Source organism: Clostridium sp. 'White wine YQ' (assembly GCF_028728205.1).
Classification (GTDB): domain Bacteria; phylum Bacillota; class Clostridia; order Clostridiales; family Clostridiaceae; genus Clostridium_T.
Map to the genome: position 1 here is coordinate 1 of NZ_JAQYUU010000009.1, position 12,237 is coordinate 12,237.

Genomic DNA, 12,237 nt, shown 5'->3' on the forward strand with positions numbered 1-12,237 from the left:
CATACTAATAGATCGAGGGCTTGACCAAATAAAAACAACTGGATATTGTGTGCAATTTTGAAGGAATAAATTCTTCAGAAAAGTGTTGACAAACCAAGGTCTGCACTATATAATAATCAATGTAACATGTAACGAAGTAGTAAATCTGGTGATGATGATACAAAGGTAACACCCCTTCCCATTTCGAACAGGATGGTTAAGCTTTGAGATGCCGATGGTACTGCATGGGAGACTGTGTGGGAGAGTAGGGAATTGCCAGGTTAATACATGGATCTTTAGCTCAGTTGGTTAGAGCAACCGGCTCATAACCGGTAGGTCCGGGGTTCGAGTCCCTGAAGGTCCACCATTTTTGGGGGTATAGCTCAGCTGGGAGAGCACCTGCCTTGCACGCAGGGGGTCAAGAGTTCGAATCTCTTTATCTCCACCAAAGAGAACCGTAAACATAAAGTTTACGGTTTTTTTTATTATATAAAAAGTTATTATTATAAAAACAACAATGTGAAAATATAGAAATTAGCTTTTAAATGTATTAGAATGTGATTATACGCTTATAATGTAAGATAAAAGTGAGAGGAGATAAGAATGTTTTATAGGATAAAGCAATTTATGTGGGCAATAGAATCTATCTATAAAGATATTGATGATGAATATATAAAAAAATACTTAGATGAAGATGAAAAAAGATTATTTCAGCTATTAAAGAAATCTGATAAACAGCATAGTATAAGGGTAGCAAAAGATGCATTAGAGTATATTGAAGATTCAAATAATGTCATACAAAACTTAGATAAAGAGAAAATTGTTAAAATTGCTTTATTACACGATATTGGTAAAATTGAGAGGCCATTAAATGTAATTGAGAAATCACTTATAGTTATCTTGGATAAAGTTACAAGTGGAAAGATAAGTAGATATAGTAATTTCAAAATAATAGATATATATTATAATCACCCAGAAAAAGGGTATGAGATATTAAAGCTAAATAAAAAATACGATGTAGAATTCCTTAAAGTGATAGAAGAACATCATCATAAAATAAAAACATCAAATGAAATATTAGAAATAATTAAATATTGTGATAATAAAAATTAATGAGGTGGAATATGAATAGTGAAGATAGAAGAAAGGAAATTGTTAATTATATAGTAAATAGCAAAAGTCCATTAAAAGGCAGCGAAATAGCTAAAATATTTGGGGTAACTAGGCAAGTAATAGTAAAAGATATAGCGATAATAAGAGCAGCTGGAAGCAATATTGTCGCAACTCCAGAGGGATATATTATGAATAAGGAGAATTCTAGATATAGGAGAATTTTAGCTCTATGTCATAATTCAAGTGAAATGACAAATGAATTAGAGATAGTAATAAAGTATGGAGGAATGATTGAAGATGTAATTATTGAACATCCTATTTATGGTGAGCTTAAAGGAAATCTAATGATAAGAAATTTAAATGATTTAAATAACTTTCTTGATAAGTATAAGAAGTTTAAGGCAAAACCTTTATCAGCTCTAACAGAAGGAATTCACTTGCATACTATTTCAACAGAAAATAAAGAAGATATGGATATGATTATAAGGGACTTAGAGAAAGTAGGCTATTTGCTAAAAGATTAATACGGGGTGAAATTTATGAGAAATAAGAAATTGGCAGTATTTATTCTTATTTTAATTCTAATAATGAGCGTACTTCTATTCTCAGCTAAGTTAATTATAAATATAGAATGGTTTATAGAGTTAGGTTACATTAAGTTATATTTTACTAGATTAATTTCAATAGTTGAGATATTGATTCCACTTTTCTTTATATGTTTTATTATTATAAGTTTATTTAGTAAAAGGCTTCTTAATAATATTAAAAGTGAAATAGACGAAAATGGTTTGAAAAAGATAAAAAAAGGTGTTTTAATAGCAAATATAATAATCTCTTTTCTAATTTCTATATATACATCTACTAAGTATTGGTATGAGATAGTTTTATTCTCGAATTCAGTTAGTTTTAACTATAGAGAACCAATATTTAATTTAGATGCTTCTTTTTATGTGTTTAAGCTCCCATTACTTAAAATATTTAGCAATTTTTTAATAGAAGTAATAATAATTACTACTTTATTTTCAATTTGTTTTTATACGTTAGTATCAATAAAAAAATATTTTATAAATAATAAATTCAAATCATTTAAGCAATTATTAGATTATCTTAAAGAGTTTTCAAAAAAGCAGATAGGAATACTTTTACCTATATTTCTTGTGCTTATTTCAATAAAATATGTAGTAAAATGCTTTGATTTACTATATAGCAATAGAGGAGCTTCATTTGGGGCAAGTTATACAGATATAAATATTACTCTGTTGTTTTATAAAATTATTATTGTAATAGCTATAATTTCATCTATTATTACTTATTTTTGTATAAGGAAAAATAAGTTTAAAATATCAATGTATCCATTTATTCTTGTGCTTTTTTTTATGATTTTAGAACCTGTTACTTATAAAGTAGTCTATAAAGTTATGGTAAAGCCAAATGAAATGGAATATGAGAGTAAATATATAGGTTATAATATAGACGCGACAACTAGAGCTTTTAATATAAATAATATGAATATAAAAAGTTATGAACCTCAAGCTAATTTGAATTCAGAAAAAATAAGTAGAAATCAAGAAACAATTTCAAACTTAAAAATTAATTCCCCATCTCCAGTTCTAAACTTTTATAATCAAGTTCAAGAAATTAGAAGTTATTACTACTTTAATGACATAGATACTGATAGATACAATATAGATGGAAAGTATACTCAAGTGTTTATATCCCCAAGAGAAATAAGTACTGATTCAATGAATACATGGCAAAATAAGCATTTGATTTATACTCATGGGTACGGAGTAACTATGAGCAGGGTTAATAAGGTTACAGAAGAAGGACAACCAGATTTTGTAATGAAAAATATACCTTTAGATAATTTATCTAATATATTATTAAAAAACCCAAGGATTTATTATGGTGAAGCAAAAAATGAATATGCTATAGTAGATACATCTCAAGAAGAATTTGATTATCCTAGCGAAAAGGAACAAGCTTCTTATAAGTATGATGATAAAGGTGGAATAAAATTAAATATTTTTAATAGATTAATTTTTAGTTTGGCTGAAAAAGATCCCAAAATAGTTTTTTCAGGAGCAATAAATAATGACAGTAAGATTCTTATAAATAGAAACATTATTGAAAGGGTAAGTAAAATAGCTCCATTTTTAACTTATGATGATGACCCATATATAGTAATAAGTGGGGGAAGGTTATATTGGATTATTGATGCATATACAACATCAGAAAGTTTCCCTTACTCGGAACCTCATGATGGGATTAATTATATAAGAAATTCAGTTAAAGTAACTATAGATGCCTCATCAGGAGAAACAAATTACTACATTGTAGATAATTCAGATCCAATAATTCAAAGTTATTCAAAGATATTCAAAGGATTATTTAAGGATAAGAATGATATTCCTTCGGGGCTCAAAGAACATTTGAAATATCCTAAAAAGATATTTAACTTACAATGCGAAGTATTATCAAAATATCATACTACTGATCCAAAGGAATTTTTTACATCAGAAGATGTTTGGGAGATTTCAAGCAATTTAAGTGCTTTGTCAGGTCAGCAGAGCACTAATGAAGGGTTATATCTTCTTACAAGTTTACCAGGAGAAAATAAGCAGCAAATGATGCTTTTTGATTATTTCAATGTAAAAAATAAACCTAATATGGTATCAATGATTAGTGTAAAGATGGATGAGAGTGATTATGGAAAAATTACTTTATTTAAGTTCCCAGCAGATAAAACTATTTATGGACCTTATTTATTTAAAAATCAAATTTTACAGGACCCAGATATATCTAAGGAATTATCTTTATGGGAAGGAAAAGGTTCAAAAGTCGAATATGGTGAGACAGTAATACTCCCAGTAGAAGAATCTTTACTATATTTGCTTCCTATATATTTAAAGGCAGATGTGGATAAAACTATACCTGAGATGAAAAAGATAATTTTATCAGATGGTAAAAGAATAGTTATAGAAGATAATATAGAAAATGGATTAAAGAAGCTTTTTGATTATAAAGGACAGACAAGTAAAATAGAAAAAATAAATGAAAATAGTCAGCTAACAAAGGAAATAAAAGAATTGTATAATAAAGCTATGGATGCACAAACAAAAGGAAATTGGGCTGAATATGGAGAATATATTAAAAAGCTTGGTGAAGATATAAATAAGCTTAAAGAATAAGTGTGATATAATTAAATAGATAATGAAATAAAGTACGTTGAGGTTAAAAAAATGGATTATGATATATTAATACTAGGTGGTGGAATTATTGGTTGTTCCATTGCCTATGAACTTTCAAAATATAATCTGAATATAGCATTAATTGAAAAAGATTATGATATTGCAGATGATTTATCCTTTATTAATACAGCTATAATTTATGATGGAGCTGAATGTTCAAATGATTTAATGTCATCCCTAGAGAATATGGGAAATAGCTTAATTGAGGAAGTAGCAACTAAATTTAATGTTCCATTTAAAAGAATAGGATCAATTAGAATAGCACAAACAGATGTTGCAGTTGATAAGCTATATAAAATGTATGATAGAGCTAAAAGAAGAGGAATAAAGGATATACATCTTATAGATGAAGAGCATATAAAAGAAGTCGAACCTAACTTAAATATTCCTGTGAAAAAGGCATTGTATTCTCAAAATACAGCAGTAATAAGTCCTTATGATTTAGCTTTAGCCTATGCAGAAGTGGCAGCTGATAATGGAGTAATATTTAGATTAGAGGAAGATGTAGTAGATATTAAAAAGCTGTCTAAGGGTTTTAGAGTAACTACAAGCAAGAATAAGTTCACGTGCAAAGTTGTTGTTAATACAATACCTGGAGAACAATATAACTTAAATCCTACAAATGAGAAAGAAACTAAAATTGATAAGAAATTATATTATCTTTTAGTAGATGATAGTTTTAAAGAATGTAATGATACACTAGTAATTAATGAAAGAGAAGAGAGTAACGGGTTTGTATTTCAAACACCAACACTTTCATTAGGAACATTAGTTGCTGTAAAGAGTGATGTAGCATTATCCTATGAAGAACTTATAAAAACCTCAAATAGTATATTACCTAACTTAAGTAAGAGGGATATAAATTACATGTTTTCTGATGAGTTTAATGTAGACTCAATGTTAATCGATGAAAGTGAAATATCAAAGGGATACATTAATGTTACAGGTGATCATTATGGAGAAGTAACAATAGCTCCTGCTCTGTCTCAAATACTTTGTGAGTCGTTAGTTAATAATTTAAAATGTACTTTAAAGAGGGATTTTATAGATAAGAGAAGAGAGTACTTTAGATTTAGAGAATTATCAGATGAGCAAAAGAATGAGTTAATTAAAATAGATGATAGATATGGTAATGTAGTTTGCCTGTGCAATACTATTACTGAAGGAGAAATTGTTGATGCAATAAGAAGACCATTAGGTGCTAGAACAGTTGAAGGAATTAAAAGAAGAACAGGTGCTACTTTTGGAAACTGTCATGGATCTTATTGTATAGATAAGGTTATAAATATATTAGCAAGGGAAATGGATAAAAAACTTACCGATATTGTTGAGGATTCAAAAAATTCTAATCTTCTGGTATCAAGAATAAAAGAATTTGATGAGGTTTAGTGAGGATTTATAAATGGGAAGGAAAGATATTTTTACAAGTGTTGTAAGAACAAAAGATAATAGCAAGCATAAATTAATTCCAGTAAGAAGTAGCGAAGAAATAGATATAGAGTTATGGCAAGAATTATCTAAGATGCTTAGCAGAATTTATGCAAATACACCGATAAAGTGTGGAGATGTAATATGCTCTAATATCTTAAATACAGGAATTGATATCATATGTACTAAAAGTATAAAAAAAGAAATTTAGTTATAATATAAGATTATCGTTAAGATAATCTTTTTTTTATGTAATTTATTCTACAATCCAAAGTCTGATAATATTTATTTAAATATGTATTATAAATATTTTGGAATGGAGGTAAGAATGGAGTATTTGTTTAGCAATGAAAATAGCATATTTAAGCAAGTACAAAAACAAAAAACGCTACCAATTATATTAGTATTATTGATACCAATTTTTATTGAAGTAATAAGTGAATTTCTTTCAATAGTTATAGCACATAAATTTATTTTAGGTAAATTTATTCTGGCTGATATTAATCCAATTTATTTACTAATTAGTAGAGTCATTGTAATAGGGTTGTATATAATACTAGTTTTATTTATTGAAAAGCGGAAGATTCAAGAGATTGGATTTAAAATAAATAAAGGATTCTTTAATAGATATTTGTTTGGAATACTTATTGGTTTATTAATGATGAGCGTTATTACTGTAATAATAGTTATGTCAGGAAATGCACAAATATATAAAGGTAAATTATCATCAAAATTAATACCATCATTCATTATTCTTATATTTGCTTGGCTCATTCAGGGCGCATCAGAAGAAGTAATGATGAGAGGATATATGATGCCTGTTATTGGGAAGAAGTATAATGTGTTAATTGCCATTATAATAACCTCATGTTATTTTGCATTTCTGCACTTAGCTAATAATGGGATAGATAGGCTTTCAATAATAAATCTTATTCTTTTTGGTATCTTTGCAGCATTTTATACAATTTATACTGAGGATATTTGGGGTATATGTGCTATACATAGTGCTTGGAATATGGCCCAAGGAAATTTATATGGTTTTTTAGTAAGTGGAAATCCAATAATGGTGGGCAGTATCTTTAATACCCTTAGTAATACTAAAAATATAATAAATGGTGCAGCCTTTGGCCCCGAAGGAGGGTTAGTTGTTACAATAGTACTAATTATATCTATTTTAATAGTTACATTTCTAGCTAAAAAGAAACATAAAACAATTTAAATAAAAAATAGATAAAATGTTGTTGACAATTGATAAGGTGCTTGATATAATACTAATTGTTCTGATAAACGGAGAGATGGTCGAGTTGGTTTAAGGCACCGGTCTTGAAAACCGGCGTACCTTCACGGGTACCTAGGGTTCGAATCCCTATCTCTCCGCCATTTTTTTATATAAAAATAATTATTTTAGCCTGGAGAAGTACTCAAGTGGCTAAAGAGGCGCCCCTGCTAAGGGTGTAGGTCGGGCAACCGGCGCGCGGGTTCAAATCCCGCCTTCTCCGCCAAAACATCTAGATTAAATCTAGGTGTTTTTTTGATTATGTATATAATTACAAATAGCTATTGACTATTTAAGAATAGGTTGATATAATAAATTTTGTGTTAATTAGGAGAGATGGTCGAGTTGGTTTAAGGCACCGGTCTTGAAAACCGGCGTACCTTCACGGGTACCTAGGGTTCGAATCCCTATCTCTCCGCCATTTTTTTATATAAAAATAATTATTTTAGCCTGGAGAAGTACTCAAGTGGCTAAAGAGGCGCCCCTGCTAAGGGTGTAGGTCGGGCAACCGGCGCGCGGGTTCAAATCCCGCCTTCTCCGCCAAAACATCTAGATTAAATCTAGGTGTTTTTTTGATTATGTATATAATTACAAATAGCTATTGACTATTTAAGAATAGGTTGATATAATAAATTTTGTGTTAATTAGGAGAGATGGTCGAGTTGGTTTAAGGCACCGGTCTTGAAAACCGGCGTACCTTCACGGGTACCTAGGGTTCGAATCCCTATCTCTCCGCCATTTTTATAAAAATAATTATTTTTAGCCTGGAGAAGTACTCAAGTGGCTAAAGAGGCGCCCCTGCTAAGGGTGTAGGTCGGGCAACCGGCGCGCGGGTTCAAATCCCGCCTTCTCCGCCAAAACATCTAGATTAAATCTAGGTGTTTTTTTGATTATGTATATAATTACAAATAGCTATTGACTATTTAAGAATAGGTTGATATAATAAATTTTGTGTTAATTAGGAGAGATGGTCGAGTTGGTTTAAGGCACCGGTCTTGAAAACCGGCGTACCTTCACGGGTACCTAGGGTTCGAATCCCTATCTCTCCGCCATTTTTATAAAAATAATTATTTTTAGCCTGGAGAAGTACTCAAGTGGCTAAAGAGGCGCCCCTGCTAAGGGTGTAGGTCGGGCAACCGGCGCGCGGGTTCAAATCCCGCCTTCTCCGCCAAAATAGAACGATATAATCGTTCTATTTTTTTTTGTCTAAAACATAATATAGTAGTATATAATAATTATAGATTACTTATTTTGACAGGGGGTAAGTTAAGATGTTGAAGGGTGCAATGGTATATCTAAAAGCTATTGAAAGGAAGGATATGAACATAATATATAATATTTGTTCAGAAGAAGAGGTAAGATTATATGATGGTGGTGGAATGGAACTACCCCCATATAAGGATATAATGAAGAATTTTGATAAGTTCATGACTATTGAAAGAAAAAGTCTTACAATAATAAATGAAAAAGGTGTAATAATAGGATACATTAGTTATAAAGAACTTCAAAATACAGTTGGAGTATATGATATAGGAATAACCATTGGGAGCAGATTTTGGGGAAGAGGTTATGGAAAGGATTCTGTAAGAACATTAATTAAATATTTATTTGAGACTCAATCAGCTCATAGAATTGAATTAGAGGTAGTGGCTAACAATGAAAGAGCTATTAATTGTTATAGGGCATGTGGATTTATAGAGGAAGGTAGAAAAAGAGAAAAGTATTATAATAATGAAAAATATTATGATACATTAGTGATGAGTATATTAAAAAAGGAGTATAGAAGTCATTAAGATTAGCGAAAAAGCCGATTTTAATGGCTTTTTCTAAATTAAAAAATAAATTTTGAAAACGTATTGACTAAGCTTGTACGTACAACTATAATGTAAATATAAAGAACTTGTACGTATAGGTATTAAATGATAATGTTTACTAAAATTTATCAGGTTACAAAAATATTGTGGGGGGAATAACAATCATGGGAAAATTCAAAAGTGACGCAGAGCAATTACTTAAGTTAGTTGGTGGAAAATTAAACATATCAGCAGTAACCCATTGTGCAACACGAATGCGCTTTGTACTTGCTGATCCAAAGGTAGCTGATGTTAAGGCTATAGAGGCACTTAAGAGTGTTAAAGGTACATTTACACAAGCAGGTCAATTCCAAGTAATAATAGGAAATGAGGTTCCAACATTCTATAATGAATTTGTAGCTGTTGCTGGAATTGATGGAGTTAGTAAAGATGAAGTAAAGGCTGCAGCAAAAGGTAATATGAGCTTTATTCAAAGACTACTTGCAGGACTAGCAGAAATCTTCACACCACTTATACCAGCATTGGTAGTTGGAGGTTTGATATTAGGTTTCCGTAATGTAATTGGAGATATTAAATTATTAGAACATGGGACAAAGACTATAGTAGAAGTATCTCAATTCTGGGCAGGAGTACATTCATTCTTATGGTTAATTGGTGAAGCAATATTTCATTTCTTACCAGTAGGTATAACATGGTCTATTTCTAAGAAAATGGGCACAACTCAAATTTTAGGTATTATATTAGGTATTACATTAGTTTCACCTCAATTATTAAATGCATATGGAGTAGCAGGCGCAAAAGAAATTCCATTTTGGGATTTTGGATTTGCTAAAGTTCAAATGATAGGTTATCAAGCTCAGGTTATACCAGCAATGTTAGCAGGATTCTTATTAGCGTTCTTAGAGACAAGATTACGTAAGGTAGTTCCAGAATATATATCAATGATAGTAGTACCATTCTTTGCATTGGTTCCTACAGTATTGATTGCACATACAATTTTAGGACCAATAGGCTGGAAGATAGGATCAGCAATCTCATTTGTTGTTTATACAGGTTTAACTTCAAGCTTAAAATGGTTATTTGCAGCACTTTTTGGTTTTGCTTATGCACCATTAGTTATTACTGGATTACATCACATGACCAATGCAATAGACATGCAACTTGTAGCTGAATTTGGCGGAACAAACTTATGGCCAATGATTGCATTATCTAATATTGCACAAGGTTCAGCAGTTTTAGGTATGATATTTGTAAATAGAAAAGATGAGGATGAAAAACAAGTATCAATACCAGCATGTATATCATGTTATCTAGGAGTAACTGAACCAGCAATGTTTGGTATTAACTTAAAATATGTATATCCATTCTTATGTGCAATGACAGGATCTGCACTTGCAGCAGTTGTTTCTGTTGGATCTGGAGTAATGGCTAACTCTATAGGTGTTGGAGGACTTCCAGGAATACTATCAATAAAACCTCAATTTATGGCAGTGTTTGCAATATCAATGTTAATTGCAATAGTAGTTCCATTTGTATTAACAGTATTTATAAGTAAAAGAAAAGCAGCAGCAGTATTAGCAGGAAACGAAGTAGCAGCTAAATAAGATAAATAATATTAACGGGGTTAATCTAAAGACCTTATCATTAATGGTTTTTGAATTGACCTCGTTAAGAAATTTATGACATTGTAAAGAGGGGATGTTTTATATGAAGGATTTCAAGAAAAGTGTAGTCTATCAAATTTATCCAAAATCCTTTAGTGATTCAAATGGAGATGGTTTTGGAGATATAAAAGGTGTAACTGATAGATTGGACTATTTGCAGAATTTAGGAGTAGATTATATATGGCTAACACCTTTTTTCATATCTCCTCAAAGGGATAATGGTTATGATGTAGCAGATTATAAAAATATAGATCCAAGATTCGGAACTATGGAGGATTTTGAGGAGCTTGCATCAGAAGCTAAAAAAAGAAACATAGATATAATGTTAGATATGGTATTTAATCATACTTCTACTGAACATGAATGGTTTAAGAAAGCCATAAGTGGAGATAAGAAATATAAAGACTACTACATTTTTAAAGCACCAGTCAATGGGCAAGAACCAACGAATTGGATTTCAAAATTTGGTGGTTCTGCATGGCAGTATGTAGAAAAGTTTGATGAATATTATTTACATCTTTATGATAAAACTCAAGCTGATTTAAACTGGGAAAATCCAGAGGTAAGAAATGAAATATATGATATAGCTAATTACTGGATTGAAAAAGGAGTGAAAGGCTTTAGACTTGATGTTGTTAATCTATTATCTAAACCAGAAGTACTTGAAAATGATTATGAAGGTGATGGACGAAGATTCTATACTGATGGACCTAAAATACATGAGTATTTAAAGGAATTAAATAGAGAAAGCTTCGGTAAGCATAGAGATGTATTAACTGTTGGAGAAATGTCATCAACATCAATTGATAATTGTATTAAATATTCAAATCCAAAGGAAGAAGAACTATCCATGGTATTTAATTTTCACCACTTAAAGGTTGATTATAAAGATGGTGAGAAATGGACACTAATGGACTTTGATTTCTTTGAGTTAAAAAATTTGCTTAACACTTGGCAAATAGGAATGGAAGAAGGAGATGGGTGGAACGCGCTTTTTTGGTGTAACCATGACCAACCGCGTATAGTTTCTAGATTTGGAGATGATAAAAAGTATCCAAAAGAATCTGCTAAGATGTTAGCAACTACCCTACATATGCTAAGAGGGACTCCTTATATTTACCAAGGTGAAGAGGTCGGAATGACTAATGCTTATTTCGATAATATTGATGATTACAGAGATGTAGAATCGATAAACTATTATAATATTTTAAAGAGTAATGGTAAAAGTGAAGAAGAAATTATTAAGATTCTTCAAGCTAAATCAAGAGATAACTCTAGAACGCCAATGCAATGGAATGATGATAAATATTGTGGTTTTACAAAAGGGCTTCCGTGGATACCAATAGGAAAAAATAAAACCATAAATGTTGAAGCTGCACTTAGGGATGAAAGTTCGGTATATTATCATTATAAGAAGTTAATAGAATTAAGAAAAAGTTATGATATCATAGCTTACGGAAGTTATGAACCTTTATTATTAGATAATGATAGAGTCTTTGCCTATACAAGGAGTTATAAAAATCAACTTTTAGTTGTATTAAGTAATTTTTATGATAAAGAAATAGCAATGGATTTAAGCAAAGAGTTAGACATAGAAGGATATAATACTAAAAATATATTGATATCTAATTATAAGGATTCAATATTAGAAATGAATAGTATATTACTTAGACCTTATGAATCAGTAGCATACCTTCTTGAGAAGTAGAAGA

9 protein-coding genes, 10 tRNA genes and 1 rRNA gene are annotated in these 12,237 nt (G+C 30.3%); all 20 read left to right on the forward strand.

Translation table 11 applies throughout. The annotated features are described in order from the left end of the window. The first annotated feature begins 144 nt into the window (after positions 1-144). The 20 genes from rrf to treC all read left to right on the forward strand — a co-directional run bounded on the left by rrf (position 145) and on the right by treC (position 12,233). Positions 145-261 (forward strand): 5S ribosomal RNA (gene rrf / locus PTZ02_RS17275). 8 nt (positions 262-269) lie between these two features. Then, positions 270-346: transfer RNA gene (locus PTZ02_RS17280), tRNA-Ile, on the forward strand. A 5-nt stretch (positions 347-351) separates the two neighbouring features. Continuing rightward, a tRNA-Ala gene (locus PTZ02_RS17285) sits at positions 352-427 on the forward strand. A gap of 155 nt (positions 428-582) precedes the next feature. Continuing rightward, on the forward strand, positions 583-1,092 hold the full coding sequence (locus PTZ02_RS17290; RefSeq protein WP_274229011.1) for an HD domain-containing protein: 510 nt from the start codon (positions 583-585) through the stop codon (positions 1,090-1,092). 11 nt (positions 1,093-1,103) lie between these two features. After that, the gene (locus PTZ02_RS17295; RefSeq protein ID WP_274229012.1) at positions 1,104-1,616 is read left to right on the forward strand and encodes a transcription repressor NadR; all 513 of its coding nucleotides are present in this window, start codon (positions 1,104-1,106) and stop codon (positions 1,614-1,616) included. Positions 1,617-1,631: 15 nt separating this feature from the next. Beyond that, the gene (locus PTZ02_RS17300; protein ID WP_274229013.1) at positions 1,632-4,283 is read left to right on the forward strand and encodes a UPF0182 family protein; all 2,652 of its coding nucleotides are present in this window, start codon (positions 1,632-1,634) and stop codon (positions 4,281-4,283) included. 51 nt (positions 4,284-4,334) lie between these two features. Then, the gene (locus PTZ02_RS17305; protein ID WP_274229014.1) at positions 4,335-5,732 is read left to right on the forward strand and encodes an NAD(P)/FAD-dependent oxidoreductase; all 1,398 of its coding nucleotides are present in this window, start codon (positions 4,335-4,337) and stop codon (positions 5,730-5,732) included. A gap of 13 nt (positions 5,733-5,745) precedes the next feature. Then, a complete protein-coding gene (locus PTZ02_RS17310; protein WP_274229015.1) occupies positions 5,746-5,982 on the forward strand; it encodes a DUF1667 domain-containing protein in 237 nt (78 codons plus the stop codon). 117 nt (positions 5,983-6,099) lie between these two features. After that, positions 6,100-6,990, forward strand: a complete 891-nt coding sequence (locus PTZ02_RS17315) for a CPBP family intramembrane glutamic endopeptidase (RefSeq protein ID WP_274229016.1) — start codon at positions 6,100-6,102, stop codon at positions 6,988-6,990. 70 nt (positions 6,991-7,060) lie between these two features. Then, positions 7,061-7,151: transfer RNA gene (locus tag PTZ02_RS17320), tRNA-Ser, on the forward strand. Positions 7,152-7,182: 31 nt separating this feature from the next. Next, positions 7,183-7,273: transfer RNA gene (locus PTZ02_RS17325), tRNA-Ser, on the forward strand. 104 nt (positions 7,274-7,377) lie between these two features. Beyond that, positions 7,378-7,468 (forward strand) — tRNA-Ser (locus PTZ02_RS17330). Positions 7,469-7,499: 31 nt separating this feature from the next. Further along, positions 7,500-7,590, forward strand: a tRNA-Ser gene (locus PTZ02_RS17335). Between the two features lie 104 nt (positions 7,591-7,694). Then, positions 7,695-7,785 (forward strand) — tRNA-Ser (locus tag PTZ02_RS17340). Positions 7,786-7,813: 28 nt separating this feature from the next. Continuing rightward, positions 7,814-7,904 (forward strand) — tRNA-Ser (locus PTZ02_RS17345). Positions 7,905-8,008: 104 nt separating this feature from the next. Then, positions 8,009-8,099: transfer RNA gene (locus tag PTZ02_RS17350), tRNA-Ser, on the forward strand. A gap of 28 nt (positions 8,100-8,127) precedes the next feature. Continuing rightward, positions 8,128-8,218 (forward strand) — tRNA-Ser (locus tag PTZ02_RS17355). Positions 8,219-8,318: 100 nt separating this feature from the next. Beyond that, complete coding sequence (locus tag PTZ02_RS17360; protein ID WP_274229017.1) at positions 8,319-8,840, forward strand: GNAT family N-acetyltransferase; 522 nt, start codon at positions 8,319-8,321, stop codon at positions 8,838-8,840. 185 nt (positions 8,841-9,025) lie between these two features. Continuing rightward, the gene (gene treP, locus PTZ02_RS17365; protein WP_274229018.1) at positions 9,026-10,465 is read left to right on the forward strand and encodes a PTS system trehalose-specific EIIBC component; all 1,440 of its coding nucleotides are present in this window, start codon (positions 9,026-9,028) and stop codon (positions 10,463-10,465) included. Positions 10,466-10,568: 103 nt separating this feature from the next. Beyond that, positions 10,569-12,233 (forward strand): alpha,alpha-phosphotrehalase, encoded by a 1,665-nt coding sequence (gene treC, locus PTZ02_RS17370; RefSeq protein WP_274229019.1) that lies wholly within the window; start codon positions 10,569-10,571, stop codon positions 12,231-12,233. Positions 12,234-12,237: the final 4 nt, after the last annotated feature.